A 17226-nucleotide genomic window follows, 5' to 3' on the forward strand; every position below is an offset into this window, starting at 1 on the left:
TGGCATCAAGCCGCGTCGACGATTTTCACCGCCGCGGCAAGGGGTTCGCCGCGCAGTTGCGCGAGCAGTTGTTGTTTGCGCGGCTCCAGGTTGGCCCGGTTGCGATCTTTCACATGGCCAAAGCCACGCAGCCTGGCGGGCAGCCGGGCCAATTCCAGCGCTGCGTCGTAGTTGTCGGCGGTGAGCTGGCCCAGCACGGTATCCAGTATCGCTTCGTAGTCGGCAATGTCCTGGCGCTCCTGCTTGCGCTCGGCGGTGTAACCGAAGATGTCCAGGCGCGTGCCGCGCAGGCGGCGCAACTTGGCCAGCCAGCCAAAGGCGCTCATCATCCAGGGGCCGAATTCCTGCTTGATCAGGTGGCCCGTGTTCGGGTCGCGCTTGCTGAACAGGGGCGGCGCCATGTTAAAGCGCAGCTCGTAATCGCCCTCGAACTGCTGGGCCAGCTTTTTCTGGAAGCTGCCATCGGTGTACAGGCGGGCCACCTCGTACTCATCCTTGTAGGCCATCAGCTTGAACAGGTTACGGGCCACGGCAACACTGATGGAATTGGCCGCTGCGGCGCGCGGGTCGCTTCCGCGCACACGCTCCACCAGCGCGCGATAGCGCTCGGCGTAGGCGGCGTCCTGGTACTCGGTCAGGCGCTGCATGCGGTCGGCCACAATCTCGTCAACGGACTCAAGGCGCGGCTGGGGCGCCGGCGCCAGCTGATCCACCAGTGCCAGCACCTTGTCGGGCTGGTGGGCGCAACGGCGCCCCCACAAGAAGGCGGCCTTGTTGAAGGACACCGCCACACCGTTCAGCTCGATGGCTTCCTCCAGCGCCTCGGCGGACACCGGCACGGTGCCGCGCTGCCAGGCAAAGCCAAGCAGAAAGAGGTTGGAGGCGATGGAGTCACCCAGCAATTGGGTAGCAATCCGGGTGGAATCGATAAAGTGGGTGTCTTCCCCTACTTCGGTGCTGATTTTGTCCTTCATGGACTGGGTGGGGAATTTGGCGTCCGGATCCAGGATGAAGGCCGAGGTGGGGACTTCCGCCTCGTTCACCACCGCATGGGTGCGGCCCTGGGCCACCTTGCCCATGGCTTCGTAGGTGCTGGTAACCACCAGGTCGCAGCCCAGCAGCAGGTCCGCCTCGCCGGCGGGAATGCGCACGGCCTTGATGTCTTCCTGGTTCTGGCTCACCCGCACGTGACTCACCACAGCGCCAAACTTCTGTGCCAGACCGGTCTGATTCATGGTGGCGCAGCCCTTGCCTTCGATGTGCGCGGCCATGGCCACCAGGGCGGTAATGGTCAGCACACCGGTACCGCCAACCCCGGTCACCACCGTGTTCCAGGGGCGCTCAAGGGAGGGCAGCTGCGGCGCGGGCAAGGGGTCGAACACCACCTGGCTGTCGTCGCCGATGCCGCCAGGCTTGCGCAGTTTGCCGCCGATCACGGACACAAAGCTCGGGCAAAAGCCGTTGGCGCAGCTGTAGTCCTTGTTGCAGGAGCTCTGGTCAATCTTCCGCTTGCGGCCGAGTTCGGTCTCCTTTGGCAGCACCGACAGGCAGTTGGATTTTACGCTGCAATCGCCACAGCCCTCGCACACCGCATCGTTGATAAACAGGCGTTTGTTAGGGTCCGCCATGCTGCCTTTTTTGCGCCGGCGGCGCTTTTCGGCGGCGCAGGTCTGCACGTAGACGATGACCGAGGTGCCCGTGTAGTCCCTGAGTTCCTTCTGCAGAGCGTCCATTTCGTCACGGTGGTGCAGGCTGAAGCCGGCCACGCCGGAGATTTCACCGCGCCAGGCATCGGGGTTGTCGCTGACCAGGGCGATGCGGCGCACATTCTCGGCGCTCACCTGGCGGATCACGTCGCTGACACTCAGTGGCCCGTCGATGGGCTGGCCGCCCGTCATGGCCACGGCATCGTTGTAGAGGATTTTGTAGGTGATGTTCACCTCGGCAGCCACGGCGGCGCGTATGGCCAGCAGGCCGCTGTGGAAGTAGGTGCCATCACCCAGGTTCTGGAATACGTGTTTGGTTTCGGTAAACGGCGCCTGCCCGATCCAGGTCACCCCCTCGCCCCCCATCTGGGAGAAGGTGTGGGTTTCCCGGTCTGGCATCCAGGTAGCCATGTAGTGGCAGCCAATGCCGCCGAGGGCGCGGCTGCCCTCGGGCACCTTGGTGGAGGTGTTGTGCGGGCAGCCGGAGCAGAAGTGCGGCACCCGCTCGATGGTTTCCCGCGGGGTGGCCAGGGAGGCCTCCTTGCGGTTGATCCACTCGATGCGCTCATCCATCAGTGGCGACTGGAAAAAACGCCGGATACGGCTGTGGATGGCCAGCGCCACCATGGCCGGCGTCAGCTCGCCCAGGTTGGGCAGCAGGTCGCGGCCGTTTTCGTCGAATTCACCGAACACCCGCGGGCGGGCGGCCACCGGGTAGTTGTAGAGCTGGCCGGTGAGCTGATCCTCAATGATGGAGCGTTTTTCCTCCACCACCAGGATTTCCTCCAGACCCTCGGCAAATTCATGGGTGGTGCGCGGCTCCAGCGGCCAGGGCATGCCAACCTTGTACACCCGCAGGCCGATCTGGGCGGCCACGGCGGCGTCGATCCCCATGTCCTCCAGGGCCTGCATCACGTCCAGATAGGCCTTGCCGGAGGTGATGATGCCAAAGCGGGCGTTGGGGCTGTCCACCACAATGCGGTTGAGGCCATTGACCCGGGCGAATTCGCGGGCGGCGTAGATCTTGTACTTGTTCAGCCGCAGTTCCTGCTCCAGCGGCTTGTCTGGCCAGCGGGCGTGCACGCCGTCCGCCGGCAGCTGGAATTCCTCGGGAATGACAATGTCGATGCGGTTGGGGTCAATGTCGGCGGAAATGGCCGAATCCATGTTCTCGGTGATGGCCTTCAGCGCCACCCAGCAGCCGGAGTAGCGCGACAGCTCCCAGCCGTAGACGCCAAGGTCCAGCACTTCCTGCACGTTGGCCGGGCTCAGCACCGGCACCGAGGCGCCGATAAACATGTGTTCGCTCTGGTGCGGCAGGGTGGAGGATTTACAGGCGTGGTCGTCGCCGGCCACCGCCAGCACGCCGCCGTAGCGGCTGGTGCCAAAGGCATTGGCGTGCTTGATCACATCCATGGAGCGATCGACGCCCGGGCCCTTGCCATACCACATGGAAAACACACCATCGTATTTGGCGCCGCGAAACAGATTGGTTTGCTGGCTGCCCCACACGGCGGTGGCGGCGAGGTCTTCATTCACCCCGGGCTGGAACACCACATTGTGCTTGTCCAGCCAGGGCTTGGCCCGCCACATGGCCTGATCCACTCCGCCAACGGGTGAGCCACGATAGCCGGAAATAAAGGCCGCGGTATTCAAGCCCCGGCGCTGGTCGCGCTGGTGCTGCAACATGGGCAGGCGCACCAGCGCCTCGATACCGGTCATGTAGGCCCGGGTCGCATCCAGTGCGTACTTGTCGTCCAGTGATACTTTGCGAACAGCGGTGTTGCCGTGGGAAGTCATCGTTAACTCACCTCTTTGTATCGGCATAGTGTCACCTAGAAGTATAGGAATTGTTATTTGATCTATAGCCGATACCGACCCTAGAATGCATAGATTATGCACTCTTTGAGTTTTTTGAGGTTAATATGCCTAACTCCCTGGCCAAACAGGATTTGGACATCCTCCGCCTGCTGCAGCGGGACGCCACCCTCAGTACCGGCGAGGTCGCCGAGCGGGTGAACCTGTCCCAGTCCCCCTGCTGGCGCCGCATCAACCGGCTGGAGCAGGAGGGCATCATCCAGCGCCGCGTGGCCCTGCTGGACAGGGACGCCCTCGGCATGGAGGTCGTGGTGTTCGCCACCATTAACCTCACCTCCACCGGGCGCCAGAACCTGATGAGCTTTGAAGAGGAGATCGTGCGCCACCCGGAGGTCATGGAGTGTTACACCATGACCGGGATATGGGACTATATGTTGAAGATCGTCACCCGGGACATCCGCCACTACGAGGAGTTTGTGCGCAACACCCTGACCGCCAGCCCGGCGATCCGCGAGCTGCACTCCCATATGGCGGTGACCGAGATCAAAAACAGCACCGAGCTGCCGCTGGATACCCAGCTGTAAGTCGCGCCACCGGCCAAAGGACGCCATGAACCTGCACAGCAAGCTGCCGGATGTCGGCACCACCATCTTCACCCGCATGTCTGCCCTGGCGCGGGAGCATAACGCCATCAACCTGTCCCAGGGCTTTCCGGACTTCCCGGCCCCCGAGGGCTTGCGCCAGGCCCTGGCCCACCATGCACTCACCGGCCACAACCAGTACGCCCCGATGATCGGCGAAGCCGCCCTGCGCGAGCAGGTGGCCCTGCAGCTGCAGCGCTTTCGCGGGGTGCGGCCCGACCCGGTCGATGAAATCACCATCGTGCCCGGCGCCACCGAGGGCCTTTTTTGCGCGATCATGGCGCTGGTGGCGCGTGACGACGAAGTGCTTCTGCTGGACCCGTGCTACGACAGCTACGAGCCCGCGGTACGGCTGGCCGGCGGCCGGGCAGTGCATGTGCCGCTGGCAGAGCACGATTTTGCCATCGACTGGGATCGCGTGGCCGGGGCGCTGTCAGCTCGCAGCCGCATGATTGTCATCAACAGCCCCCACAACCCCACCGGCGCCGTGCTCAGCCACGCCGACCTGGAAACCCTGCAGGCACTGGCAGAGCTGCACGACCTGCTGGTGGTGAGCGACGAGGTTTACGAGCACCTGGTGTACGACGGCCAGCACCACCACAGCGTGCTGCAATACCCGGCCCTGCGGGCGCGCAGCGTGGCGGTGTACTCCTTCGGCAAGACCTACGGTGTCACGGGCTGGAAAACCGGCTATTGCGTGGCCCCGGCGGCCATCACCACGGAGCTGCGCAAGGTGCACCAGTTCAACTGCTTTGTGGGCGTGACACCGGTGCAGCTGGCGCTGGCGGACTTCATGGCGGCCGAACCGGACTACCCCGCTGCGCTGGCGGGCTTTTACCAGGCCAAGCGGGATCTGCTGCAGCAGGCCCTGGCGCCCTCCCGCTTTCGTCTGCGCCCAAGCCCCGGCACGTATTTCCAGTTGCTGGACTACAGCGACATCAGCGATGAGCCCGATCATCACCTGTGCGAACGCTGGACCGAAGCGGTCGGCGTTGCCAGCATTCCTATTTCCATTTTTTACCAGGCCCCGCCACAGCAGCATTTTCTGCGCCTGTGCTTTGCCAAGCAGGACGAACAGCTGCTGCGGGCCGCGGAGGTACTATGCAGGATCTGAAGGTAGGCCTTATCCAGTGCGAACTGGCCTGGGAGGCCCCCGAGGACAACCGCCGCCAGTTTGACGAGGTGATTGCCGGCATCGCCAACAATACCGACCTGATCGTACTGCCGGAGATGTTCACCACAGGCTTTTCCATGAACGCCCTGGCCAATGCCGAAGCGCCCGGGGGCGACACGGAACAGTGGCTGCTGCAGACCGCGCGGGTGCGCAACTGCGCCATCACCGGCTCCATCGCCGTGCAGGTGGGCGAGGCGGTGTACAACCGCATGCTGTTTGCCACCCCCGACGGCTGCCAGCATTACGACAAACGGCACCTGTTTCGCATGGCCGGCGAGCACAAGCGCTACGCACCGGGCAGTGAAAGGGTGGTGGTGAACTGGCGTGGCTGGCGCATCCTGCTGCAGGTCTGCTATGACCTGCGCTTCCCGGTGTTCAGCCGCAACACCGGCGACTATGACCTGGCAGTCTATGTGGCCAACTGGCCCGCGGCCCGGCGCCTGCACTGGCGCAGCCTGCTGCAGGCGCGCGCTATCGAAAACCAGGCCTGCGTGGTGGGGGTCAACCGCATCGGCAGCGATGCCAAAGGCCTGGATTACAGCGGCGACAGCCTGGCCATCGACGCCCAGGGCAACATGCTTGTTGACCCGGAAAATAAAAACGGCACCGCCAACGCTGTGTTGGACGGTGCCGCTCTGCTCAGGTACCGGGAGGGCTTTCCCTGCCAGCTGGATGCCGATGGCTTCCAGCTGACGGGCATCACCCTCCGGTGAGCGTTACTTACTCTTCGTAAGTCACTTCCAGGGTGGCCATGGTGCGGCGGTTTTGCGCGCGGCCATCCTTGGTGTCGTTGGTGGCAACCGGCTGGGACTCACCATAGCCGACCGGCTTGATACGGCTGGCGGAGATGCCGTACTGGTTAACCAGCATGTCTTTCACGGCGTCGGCACGACGCTGGGACAGTTTCTGGTTGTAGTCGTCCGGACCCACGCTGTCGGTGTGGCCTTCCAACTGCACGTCAACATCGTCGAAGCGCTTGAGGAAGTTGGCCAGCTCGCCGATGTCGTTGAAGTACTGCTCTTTCACCTGGCTGGAGTCGAAGTCGAAGTTCACCTTCAGCTTGATGGAAGCAACACGCTCAACCGGCAGCGGGCAGCCGTTGGCGTCGACGCGGGTACCAGCCGGGGTGCCGGGGCACTGGTCTTTGTCGTCGGTTACGCCGTCACCGTCAGAATCCACTGGCGCCGGAGGCGGCGGGGGAGTGTCTTCCTTCACTTTACCGAAGTAGTAGTTCAGGCCTGCGCTCAGCAGCAGGTCGTTCTCGCTCTCGTCCAGGCTGTGCACCAGACGGGCTTCCAGGCGGGCGCCGAAACGGGGCGTCAGCATGTAGCGGATACCGGCACCGGCATTCAGCACGGTTTCGACAGAATCCACACCGGTGTCGTCGACTTCAAAGTCGATCTCACCACCACCAAAGGCCAGGTAGGGACGCACGCGGTTGCCGCCACCGATGTAGCTGCCGCCGTAGTACAGCATGTCCAGCTGCCAGGTGGAGACATCGACGTCAACACCGTTGGTGTTGGTTTCATCTTCTGCGTAGAAGATTTCCGCCGCCCAGTTATCGTCAAAGGCGTACTCCAGGCTCACCCAGGGCGTTGCGGTATCGTCGATATTGCGGTCATTGTCGAAATACCACTGACCGATCCCCCCGTTAATGGTAATGGGTACATCGGCGGATGCGGGCACCGCCAGCACCGAGGCCAGCGCTGCACCGGCCGCAAGGGAAAGAATTCGTTTTTTCATTGTTACACATCTCCTGATCAAAAATACGCACGCCCGAGCCTAGTCGCGCGACCCTACGTCACTTCAATATAGCAGTGATTTTTGAACTTTCTAATAAAGTTGGGGTGGAATTTTTACGGTGATTTTTGCGCACTTTGCCGGGAATAAACCCGGCGCACCGACGCGCCACCGCTACCAGTCCAGCACCCGTTTGACAAAGGGCACCGTCAGCGCTCGCTGCTCTGCGAGGGAATGACGGTCAAGCAAAGCCAGTATATCGAGCAGTTCTGGCAGTGCCCGTGGCGCCCTGGCGACTATGAAGCGGGCCACTTCGGGCGGCAGCTGCAGGCCGCGGCGAGCGGCCCTGAAAGCCAGCACCCGACATTTGTGCTCATCGTCGCTGTCCGGCAGATGATAAACGATTCCCCACCCCAAGCGCGAGCGCAAGTCGGCCAACTGGACTGCCAAATGCCGCGGTGCGGCGTTGGCGGCCAGCAAAAGGCGGCATCCCGCCGCCCGCGCGCGGTTGAAAAAGTGGAACAGCGCCTGCTCCCAGTCATCATTTCCGGCCACCCGCTGCACATCGTCCAGGCACACCAGGGCCAGGTTCTCCATGTCTGCCAGCACCGCGTCCGGCGTGTAATCCAGAACCTCGCCCAGGGGCAGGTACAGGGCCCCCTGCGGCGCCAGGTGGCAGCTGGCCTGCAGCAGGTGGGATTTGCCGCTGCCGGGTGCGCCATGCAGGAAGATCACCGGCTCGCCGGAGTCCTCCAGCTGGCGGCGCAGCTGGGGCAGCAGCGGCGCCACCGCCTCTGTCGCCAGGAAGTTGTCGAGCGTGGCGTCGTCACGCAACTGAACGTTGAGGGCAAGCTGATGCCCACCGGAAGCTGCCATGGACACGCTCATTCCCCGGTGTAAAGGTCGCTGGCCCGGTAATGCGCCACCGCGTGCCGCAAAAAGACCATGATCACCGCCGACACCGGCAGGGCCACCAGCACGCCGACAAAACCGGCAATCTGGCCACCGGCCATCAATGCAAAAATCACCGCCACCGGGTGCAGCCCGATGCGATCCCCCACCAGGATTGGCGTGAGCACAACCGACTCCAGCACCTGCCCGATGCCGAACACCAGGGCCACCAGCAGCAGGGCGCTCACTTCGTGGAACTGGAACCAGGCCACCAGCAGGGAGCTGACAATACCCACAATAAAGCCGAGATAGGGCACGATGCTGGCCAGGCCCGCCACCATGCCCAGCACCAGGGCCAGCTGCACCCCGACAACACTGAGCCCGATACTGTAGATCACCCCCAGGGCCAGCATCACCAGCAGCTGCCCGCGAATGAAGGCGCCCAGCACCTCATCGGCCTCGCCGACCATCAGCGCAGTGTTCTCCTGCCAGGCCTTGGGCACCATGCGCAGGATTTTGGCCATCAGGATGTCCCAGTCGCGCATCAGGTAAAAGGCCACCACAGGCACCAGGGCCAGGTTGAAGATGCCGGCCAGCAGGCCAGCGCCGGAGCCGGTAATGCGGCGCAGGGTCGAGGCGGTGGCCTTGCCCAGCGACTGCCAGTTCTCCGCCAGACGCGAGGTCCAGTCGATTTCCGGCAGGGCCGACACCGGCACACTGAAGCGGGCCTGCAGCCAGGGCAGCAGGGTGTCGGTGATCCAGCGGTAGATATCGGGAATTTTGCGCACCAGGGCATCTATCTGGTGAATCAGCGCCGGAATGGCAATCAGCAGGGCGATGGCCAGCAGGGCAGTGAAGATCAGGAACACCACCGACACGCCAAGCCCACGCCCCATGCCGCGCCGTTCCAGCATATCCACCAGGGGGTCGCCGAGGTAGCCAATCAGGGCGCCCAGCACAAAGGGCAGCAAAATCGGTTGCAGCAGGTAAAAGGCCAGACCCAGCGCCACCAGAACGGCGAGCAGCCAGGGCCAGCGGCGCGGCCCCAGGGGGCCGGCGGTCACGGGTTCTGCCATTGATACCTCAACTCATCGGTGGCGCCCGGCGCGGTGGCCGGCACCAGGCGCTTGTTCAGCTGGATCAGCGCGGCCAGCTGGCCGGCATCGGCCTGGGCGCTCAGGCGCAGCTGCAGGCGGTCGCCGCTGATGTGTTCCACGCGCGCCTGCTCAACCAGCTCCAGGCCCTCCAGCCAGGAGACAATCGCCGCGTAATCGGCGTAGCTGCGCACATTGCTCACGGTCATGGCGGTACCGGTGGCCGGCGCCGCCCCGGCGGCCACGGCGTAGCGTGCCGCCATGGTCTCGGCGACCAGCGCGGCACCGGCGCCAAGGAAGTCCTCGCGGCTTTCCGGCGAAGCGCTGCGGTCAACCCGGTCCTTATCGGTAAAGTAGGCCCAGTCTCCCAGCCACTGGCCGCCGGACAGCTCACTCAAACGACCGGCCAGAATGTTGTCGCTGCGATAGCGGGCGGAGGCCTGGCGCAGCGCCACCTCGCCCAGCGACCAGGCCTGGGCCGGCGACAGGGCCGCAGCATCGGCCAGATCAAACAGGGGGAAACGCAGGGGCACCCCGCGGGCGCGAAAATCCGCTTCGAGCTTGCGCACCAGCTCCGGGGCCGTTTCGCGGTTGACGAACTGTCGCCCTTGCGGGGAGTCCTGCACCAGCCACAGCAATACCGAAGGCCGGTTGGCCGTCCACAGGGGCGCGCCGGCCTCTCGCAACAAGCCCGACACCCAGCCCTGGCTGAACTCAAAGCGGGCGGCCAGGGGCTGATCCGGGTCGTCGGTGCGGGCATAGGAGAACTGCTGGGCCTGGGACATGGCGTTATTCAATGCCGCCGGGATGCCCGGCAACTCCAGCACCTCGGTGCTGCCGGAGACCTTCACCAGCACCTGGGACAGCGCCTCCTGTGCCGCCTGGGCCAGGGCCTTCTGGCTGCGGTCGGCCACCGGCGCCTGCCCGGTGTAAAGGTCCTTCACTACTTCCGCCCCGGCCCCGGTGGGCAATGCTAGGGCAAGGCCCAGCAGCAGCAAGGCGCCATGGCGCCGCAACAGATTGATCACAGATTTCCCCGCAAAACTCGGCAAGGCTTGCATTGTAGCAGCCCCGCATGACAACTGAAGACGCGAGTTCGGCGCGGCGACACTTGTGTGAACAATTGCCCCTGCGGGGTGTATCGCCGGGGCAATACCGCTAGAATAGCGGGCCCTCCAGATTCCCAATACCGGACCCGTACCGCATGAGCACAGACAAGGGCGCGCCCTCCCTCAGTTACCAGGACGCCGGCGTTAACATCGACGCCGGCAATGCACTGGTCGAGCGCATCAAGAGCGTCTCCAAAAAGACCACCCGCCCCGAGGTGCTCGGTGGCCTCGGTGGTTTCGGCGCCCTCTGCGAACTGCCGGCGGGCTACCGCCAGCCGGTACTGGTTTCCGGCACTGACGGGGTGGGCACCAAGCTGCGCCTGGCGATGGATCTTGGCATTCACGACACCATTGGCATCGACCTGGTGGCCATGTGCGTCAACGACCTGGTGGTGGCTGGCGCCGAGCCACTGCTGTTTCTGGACTACTACGCAACCGGCGCCCTCAATGTGGACACCGCCGTGGATGTGGTGACCGGCATTGGCCGCGGCTGCGAGCTGGCGGGCTGCGCCCTGGTGGGCGGCGAAACCGCCGAAATGCCCGGCATGTACGAGGGCGAGGACTACGACCTGGCCGGCTTCTGCGTGGGCGTGGTGGAAAAAGACGAGATCATCGACGGCAGCAGCGTGGCCGCCGGCGACGTGCTGGTGGGCATTGCCAGCTCCGGCCCCCACTCCAATGGCTATTCCCTGATTCGCAAGATCATCGAGGTCAGCGGCGCCGACCTGCAGCAGCCCCTGGGGGACACCACCCTCGGCCGCGCCCTGCTGGAACCCACCACCATTTACGTCAAACCCCTGCTGGCGCTGTTCAAGCAGGTGCGGGTGAAGGCCCTGTCCCACATCACCGGTGGCGGCCTGCTGGAGAACCTGCCGCGGGTGCTGCCAGACAACTGCCGCGCCCACATCGACACCGCCAGCTGGCAGTGGCCAGCGGTATTTAGCTGGCTGCAGCAGCAGGGCAATGTACAAACCCGCGAAATGTACCGCACCTTCAACTGCGGCGTGGGCATGGTGCTCTGTGTGGCGCCGGCGGATGTAGACGCCACCCTGGCGGCACTGGCCGGCAGCGGCCTGTCGGCCTGGCAGATCGGCCACATTGAGCCGGGCGAACACGGGGTAGAGCTGGGCACGGCATGAGCCAGACCACCGCACGCCCTGCCCTGCCCGTTGCCATTCTTATTTCCGGGCGCGGCTCCAACATGGTGGCCTTTATAGAAGCCGTGGCCGTCGGCCAGCTGGATGCCAACATCACGCTGGTGCTGAGCAACAACCCCGACGCCGCGGGCCTGGCCCGCGCCCGCGAGGCGGGCATTGCCACAGCAGTGGTCAATCACCGCGACTACGACAGCCGCGAGGCCTTCGACGCCGCCATGGTGGCCCGCCTGCGCGAGGCCGGGGCGGAGCTGGTGATCCTGGCCGGCTTCATGCGCATCCTGACTTCTGTGTTTATTACCGCTTTCCGGGGCCGGCTGTTGAACATTCACCCGTCCCTGCTGCCAAAGTATCCGGGTCTCAACACCCACCAGCGCGCGCTGGACGCCGGCGACAGTGAAGCCGGCGTGACCGTGCACTTTGTCACCGAGGAACTCGATGGCGGCCCGCCGATTCTGCAGGCACGGGTACCCATCCAGCGCGGCGACACCGCCGACACCCTGGCGGCGCGGGTGATTGTTGAGGAGCACAAGATCTATCCGCTGGCCGCCCGCTGGTTCGTGCAGGGGCGGCTGGCGCTGAGTGAGCAAGGAGCGTTTCTCGATGGAGAGCGATTACCGGACACCGGCCTCGCCTACCGGCCGGGCCTCGACGAGGTCGCAGGCTAGCTTGGCCCGGATCTTCGCACTGCTGACCGGGGCCGTCCTCGGCCTCACACCGCTGCTGGGAGCCGCCGTGGACAGCCTGCGCTCCTATACCGCCGAATACGACACCAGCGCCCTGGGCATGCACCTCACCCTGCACCGCGAGTTAAAAGGTGACGGCGAGGGCGGCTACACCCTCACCAACGGCGGCAAAATCCTGGTGGCGGGCTTTCACGAGGTGGCGGTGTTCAGCGTGCGCGAAGGCGAGGTGATTCCCAAATCCTATGTGTACCAGGGCACCGGGCTGATCAACCGGCGCCGCGAGGTACACATCACCCCCGGCGCCGACACCCTGCGCAGCCTGTACAAGGGCGAGTGGTACGAGTTGCCCAACAAGCCCGGCACCCTCGACCGCCTGAGCCAGCAGGAGCACCTGCGCCTGCTGATGCTGAGCGACCCGAATCCGCGGGATGACCTGGTCATCACCGTGGCCGACGGCCGCAAGGTGAAGGACTACAAGATTGAATTTGTCGGCGAAGAAACCGTCGAGACCGCCGTAGGGCCGGTAAAAACCCTGCATTTTGCCCGCCTGCACGACGACCCGGATCGCAGCTCGGAAATCTGGGTGGCTCCGGACTGGGACTACCTGATGGTGAAAACCGTGCATGTCGAGGATGACAAGCCGGTGGAAGTGCTGCTGACCAAGGCCAGCATCGACGGCGTTCCGGTAGGCAGCGACGCGGACAACTAGCCGCCAGCACGCCAGCCGGCCTTAGGCGGGGCACACAACGCCGCCCCGCCCACTCCCCACTCTTACACCCTATTCGGCGCGCTCAGGCCTTGGGCAGGGTCACCCCGCGCTGGCCCTGGTACTTGCCACCACGATCCTTGTAGCTTGTTTCACAGACCTCGTCGGATTCAAAGAACAGCATTTGCGCCACACCTTCGTTGGCGTAAATCTTCGCCGGCAGGGTCGTGGTGTTGGAAAACTCCAGCGTGACATGCCCCTCCCACTCCGGCTCCAGCGGCGTCACGTTCACGATAATGCCGCAGCGGGCATAGGTGGACTTGCCAAGGCAGATGGTCAGCACATTGCGCGGAATGCGAAAGTACTCCACGGTGCTGGCCAGGGCGAAGGAGTTCGGTGGAATCACACACACCTCGCCCTCCACATCCACAAAGCTCTGCTCGTCGAAGTGCTTCGGGTCGACGGTGGCGGAGTTGATGTTGGTGAACACCTTGAACTGGTTGGAGCAGCGCACGTCGTAGCCATAGCTGGACGTGCCGTAGGAAATCAACCGGCGGTCGCCGTCCGCCCGCACCTGGCCCGGCGCGAAGGGCTCGATCATGCCGGCCTCTGCGGCCATGCGACGGATCCATTTGTCTGACTTGATACTCACGCGCGCTTTACTCCTGTGTCAGTCGTCGCTGATGCTGATATTGGGGAACTGCTGCACCCCGCCACCGGCCGCCTGGGCGGCCAGCGTGGCGGCGATGGCACGGGCGGCGTCGATGTAGGCCGCCGCTTCGGGGGAGTCCGGGTGCGACACCACGGTGGGGTTGCCGGCGTCGGTCTGCTCGCGAATGGACAGGGCCAGCGGCAGGCTGGCCAGCAGGGGCACACCGTAGTCGGCCGCCACCCGGCGGCCGCCCTCGGCACCGAACACGTGTTCGCTGTGGCCGCACTGGCTGCACACGTGCACCGCCATGTTCTCGATAATGCCGAGAATGGGCACATCCACCTTGCGGAACATCTCGATGCCCTTGCGGGCGTCCAGCAGGGCAATGTCCTGGGGCGTGGTGACAATCACCGCGCCGGCCACAGTGGCCTTTTGCGACAGGGTCAGCTGGATATCGCCGGTGCCGGGAGGCATGTCGATAACCAGGTAGTCCAGCGCGCCCCAGGCGGTCTGCTCCAGCATCTGCGCCAGCGCGCTGCCGGCCATTGGCCCGCGCCACACCATCGGCGTGCGCTCGCCGGCCAGGTAGCCCATGGACATGGTCTTCAAGCCGTGGGCCTGCACCGGCAGCAGGCGTTCGCCGTCGGCCTGCTGCGGGCGGGTGCCCTCCGCCAGGCCCAGCATGCGCTGCTGGCTGGGGCCGTAGATATCCGCATCCAGCAGGCCCACCTCGGCGCCCTCGGCGCGCAGGGCCAGGGCGAGGTTTACCGCGGTGGTGGACTTGCCGACACCGCCCTTGCCGGAGGCGACGGCGATGATGTGTTTGATCTGGTTCATGGGGGCAATCCGCTGGCGGCCCAGCTGCAAAAGGGCAGCAGCGGGGTCGGTTGGACAAAGGCCGGCAGTATACGCGCCCACCCGGGCTCCAACAATGGCGGCACTGGCGCCGGCCCCGTAAAAGCCGCGCCAGTACTGGCCTTGCAGCACAAGTCCGGCGTGAAATGGGCGGGCAAAAGCGCTATAGTGGCGCCCCTTTTTTTACCGCACCCACAGGCAGACAATGGCTGAGCACAGCACCCGCGACATTCTGGTCACCAGCGCCCTTCCCTACGCCAACGGCTCGCTGCACCTGGGTCACCTGCTGGAAATGGTGCAGACCGATATCTGGGTGCGCTTCCAGAAATCCCGCGGCCACCGCTGCCACTACGTGTGCGCCGACGATGCCCACGGCACCGCCATCATGCTCACCGCCGAGAAGCTCGGCATCACCCCCGAGGAGCAGATCCAGCGGGTGCAGCAGGAACACGAGCGCGACACCGCGGGCTTTCTGATCGGCTTTGACAACTACTACAGCACCCACTCGCCGGAAAACCGCGCCTGGAGCGAGGAAATCTACAAGCGCCTGCGGGCCAACGGCCACATCGCCACCCGCGCCATCACCCAGGCCTTCGACCCGGAAAAACAGCTGTTTCTGGCCGACCGCTTCATCAAGGGCACCTGCCCCAAGTGCAAAACCGCCGACCAGTACGGCGACAACTGCGAGGCCTGCGGCGCCACCTACACACCGGCAGAGCTGATCGACCCGGTCTCCGCCCTGTCCGGCGCCACCCCGGTGGAAAAGGAGAGCGAGCACTTCTTCTTCACCCTGCCGGACTTTGCCGACATGCTCAAGGACTGGACCGGTTCCGGCACCCTGCAACCGCAGATCGCCAACAAACTGCGCGAGTGGCTGGACGCCGGCCTGCAGGAGTGGGACATCAGCCGCGATGCCCCCTACTTCGGCTTCGAGATTCCAGACGCGCCGGGCAAATACTTCTACGTGTGGCTGGACGCCCCCATCGGCTACATGGCCAGCTTCCAGAACTACTGCGAGCGCGAAGGCATCGACTTCGACAGCTACTGGCAGAAGGATTCGCAGGCCGAGTTGTACCATTTCATCGGCAAGGACATCATCAACTTCCACGGCCTGTTCTGGCCGGCCATGCTGCACTCGGCCGAACTGCGCACGCCCACCGCCATCTACGCCCACGGCTTTTTGACGGTGAACGGCACCAAGATGTCCAAGAGCCGCGGCACCTTCATCAAGGCCAGCACCTACCTGCAGCACCTGGATGCCCAGTACCTGCGCTATTACTTTGCCGCCAAACTGGCCGCCTCGGTGGACGACATCGACCTCAACCTTGAAGACTTCGTGCAGCGGGTAAACGCCGACGTGGTGGGCAAGGTAGTGAACATCGCCAGTCGCTGCGCGGGCTTCTTGCGCAAGGGCTTTGACAACACTCTCACCGCCGACTGCGCCGAGCCGGCCATGGTGCAGGACTTTATCGACGCCGGTGACACCATTGCCGCGCTCTTTGAGGGCCGCGAATTCAACAAGGCCATTCGCGAGATTATCGCCCTGGCGGATCGCGCCAACCAGTACATCGACGACAAAAAGCCCTGGGTGCTGGCCAAGGAGGAAGGCAGCGAGGCCGAAGTGCACGCCGTGTGCAGCGTGGGCATCAACCTGTTCCGGGTGCTGATGACCTACCTGAAGCCGGTACTGCCGGCGATGGCCGAGAAGGCCGAGGCCTTCCTCAACACCTCCCTCGACTGGACCGCCCTCAGCGCCCCGCTGACCGCCCACAGGCTGGAGAAATTCCAGCCCCTGATCACCCGCATCGACCCCAAGCAGATCGAGGCCATGGTGGATGCGAGCCGCGAAGAGGCGCCGGCCACCGCCGCAGCCGTCGGCAAAACCGCCCCCGCCAGTCAGGATGCCGGCAAGCCGGGCAAAGCGAGCAAGGCGCCTGCCGCCACCGACACCATTGCCTTTGAGGACTTTGCCAAAGTAGACCTGCGGGTGGCGCAAATCATCGCCGCCGATCATGTGGAGGGTGCCGACAAGCTGCTGCGCCTGACGCTGAGCCTGGGCGATGAGCAACGCCAGGTGTTTGCCGGCATCAAGGCCGCCTACGCACCGCAGGACCTGGTCGGCCGGCTGACGGTGATGGTGGCCAACCTGGCGCCGCGCAAGATGCGCTTTGGCCTGAGCGAGGGCATGGTGCTGGCCGCCGGCCCCGGCGGCGAGGATATTTTCCTGCTCACCCCCGACAGCGGCGCAACCGTGGGCATGCAGGTTAAATAAACCACCAGCCCCTGTTATGAGCTTATGCCAAATCGCAAGTTGTCCGGGGCCGGCGAACTACTTACCATTAGTTGATTGACGACAACCTATAAACAGACGCGGCAAACACGCGACAACAACGCGGCGACAGACAAGCACCCATACAATGTTGGCTGACTATTCCATCCTGTTGATCGGGGCCATCCTGGTCAACAATTTCGTGCTGGTACAGTTCCTGGGACTGTGCCCCTTCATGGGCGTGTCCAACAAACTGGAAACCGCCATGGGCATGTCGGCGGCCACCACCTTTGTGCTCACCCTGGCGTCGGTTTGCAGCTATCTGGTATTCAACTACCTGCTGGCCCCCCTCGGGCTCGAATACCTGCGCACCATTTCCTTTATTCTGGTGATTGCCGTGGTGGTGCAGTTCACCGAGATGGTCGTGCGCAAGTCCAGCCCCCTGCTGCACCGGGTACTTGGCGTGTACCTGCCCCTGATCACCACCAACTGTGCGGTGCTGGGCGTGGCCCTGCTCAACATCAACAAAGAGCACAACTTCCTGCAGTCCTTGTTCTATGGCTTTGGCGCCGCGGTGGGCTTCTCCCTGGTGCTGGTGCTGTTCGCCGCCATGCGCGAGCGCCTTGCCGTGGCGGATGTGCCCATTCCCTTCAAGGGCGCCGCCATCGGCATGGTAACGGCGGGCCTGATGTCGCTGGCCTTTATGGGCTTTGCCGGGCTGGTCTAGCGAC

Annotated in this window: 15 protein-coding genes; 8 read left to right on the forward strand and 7 right to left on the reverse strand. The window is 64.3% G+C overall.

Features of this window, described 5'->3' with window-relative positions:
• Nucleotides 1–5 precede the first annotated feature (5 nt).
• On the reverse strand, nt 6–3506 hold the full coding sequence (locus DDZ17_RS05370) for an indolepyruvate ferredoxin oxidoreductase family protein (RefSeq protein ID WP_116364866.1): 3501 nt from the start codon (nt 3504–3506) through the stop codon (nt 6–8).
• A gap of 125 nt (nt 3507–3631) precedes the next feature.
• Between DDZ17_RS05370 and DDZ17_RS05375 the strand changes: the two genes are divergently transcribed.
• From DDZ17_RS05375 to DDZ17_RS05385, 3 genes are read left to right on the forward strand one after another with little or no spacing between them, the layout of a single operon-like run.
• Complete coding sequence (locus DDZ17_RS05375) at nt 3632–4108, forward strand: Lrp/AsnC family transcriptional regulator (RefSeq protein ID WP_116364867.1); 477 nt, start codon at nt 3632–3634, stop codon at nt 4106–4108.
• Nucleotides 4109–4133: 25 nt separating this feature from the next.
• The gene (locus DDZ17_RS05380) at nt 4134–5279 is read left to right on the forward strand and encodes a methionine aminotransferase (RefSeq protein WP_116364868.1); all 1146 of its coding nucleotides are present in this window, start codon (nt 4134–4136) and stop codon (nt 5277–5279) included.
• On the forward strand, nt 5267–6052 hold the full coding sequence (locus DDZ17_RS05385) for an amidohydrolase (protein WP_116364869.1): 786 nt from the start codon (nt 5267–5269) through the stop codon (nt 6050–6052). The genes DDZ17_RS05380 and DDZ17_RS05385 overlap by 13 nt, the downstream gene beginning before the upstream one ends.
• 7 nt (nt 6053–6059) lie before the next feature.
• On the opposite strand, the gene DDZ17_RS05390 is transcribed toward DDZ17_RS05385, so the two are convergent.
• The 4 genes from DDZ17_RS05390 to DDZ17_RS05405 form a co-directional block, all read right to left on the reverse strand.
• Nucleotides 6060–7082 (reverse strand): OmpA family protein, encoded by a 1023-nt coding sequence (locus DDZ17_RS05390; RefSeq protein WP_116364870.1) that lies wholly within the window; start codon nt 7080–7082, stop codon nt 6060–6062.
• 171 nt (nt 7083–7253) lie between these two features.
• On the reverse strand, nt 7254–7955 hold the full coding sequence (gene hda, locus DDZ17_RS05395; protein ID WP_116364871.1) for a DnaA regulatory inactivator Hda: 702 nt from the start codon (nt 7953–7955) through the stop codon (nt 7254–7256).
• Nucleotides 7956–7963: 8 nt separating this feature from the next.
• The gene (locus tag DDZ17_RS05400) at nt 7964–9046 is read right to left on the reverse strand and encodes an AI-2E family transporter (RefSeq protein ID WP_116364872.1); all 1083 of its coding nucleotides are present in this window, start codon (nt 9044–9046) and stop codon (nt 7964–7966) included.
• Nucleotides 9031–10092, reverse strand: coding sequence for a DUF2066 domain-containing protein (locus tag DDZ17_RS05405; protein ID WP_157976464.1), 1062 nt, complete (start codon nt 10090–10092; stop codon nt 9031–9033). Before DDZ17_RS05405 ends, DDZ17_RS05400 begins: the two co-directional genes overlap by 16 nt.
• A 176-nt stretch (nt 10093–10268) precedes the next feature.
• Between DDZ17_RS05405 and purM the strand changes: the two genes are divergently transcribed.
• The 3 genes from purM to DDZ17_RS05420 are packed head-to-tail and all read left to right on the forward strand — an operon-like array spanning nt 10269 to nt 12722.
• A complete protein-coding gene (gene purM, locus DDZ17_RS05410; protein WP_116364874.1) occupies nt 10269–11312 on the forward strand; it encodes a phosphoribosylformylglycinamidine cyclo-ligase in 1044 nt (347 codons plus the stop codon).
• The gene (gene purN, locus DDZ17_RS05415; protein WP_116364875.1) at nt 11309–11995 is read left to right on the forward strand and encodes a phosphoribosylglycinamide formyltransferase; all 687 of its coding nucleotides are present in this window, start codon (nt 11309–11311) and stop codon (nt 11993–11995) included. Before purM ends, purN begins: the two co-directional genes overlap by 4 nt.
• Before the next feature lies 1 nt (nt 11996).
• On the forward strand, nt 11997–12722 hold the full coding sequence (locus DDZ17_RS05420; RefSeq protein ID WP_241505791.1) for a DUF3108 domain-containing protein: 726 nt from the start codon (nt 11997–11999) through the stop codon (nt 12720–12722).
• 82 nt (nt 12723–12804) lie between these two features.
• Here the strand turns inward: DDZ17_RS05420 and dcd are convergent, their stop codons facing one another.
• Together dcd and apbC are read right to left on the reverse strand one after the other, a co-directional pair.
• Nucleotides 12805–13371, reverse strand: a complete 567-nt coding sequence (gene dcd / locus DDZ17_RS05425) for a dCTP deaminase (protein ID WP_116364877.1) — start codon at nt 13369–13371, stop codon at nt 12805–12807.
• Between the two features lie 18 nt (nt 13372–13389).
• Entirely contained in the window at nt 13390–14208 is an 819-nt protein-coding gene (apbC, locus tag DDZ17_RS05430) for an iron-sulfur cluster carrier protein ApbC (protein ID WP_116364991.1), read from the reverse strand.
• A gap of 223 nt (nt 14209–14431) precedes the next feature.
• On the opposite strand from apbC, the gene metG reads away from it, so the two are divergent.
• Complete coding sequence (gene metG, locus DDZ17_RS05435; RefSeq protein ID WP_116364878.1) at nt 14432–16498, forward strand: methionine--tRNA ligase; 2067 nt, start codon at nt 14432–14434, stop codon at nt 16496–16498.
• Between the two features lie 145 nt (nt 16499–16643).
• A complete protein-coding gene (gene rsxA / locus DDZ17_RS05440; protein WP_116364879.1) occupies nt 16644–17222 on the forward strand; it encodes an electron transport complex subunit RsxA in 579 nt (192 codons plus the stop codon).
• The last annotated feature ends 4 nt before the right edge of the window (nt 17223–17226 follow it).

Source organism: Parahaliea mediterranea (assembly GCF_003402235.1).
Lineage (GTDB): Bacteria > Pseudomonadota > Gammaproteobacteria > Pseudomonadales > Halieaceae > Parahaliea > Parahaliea mediterranea.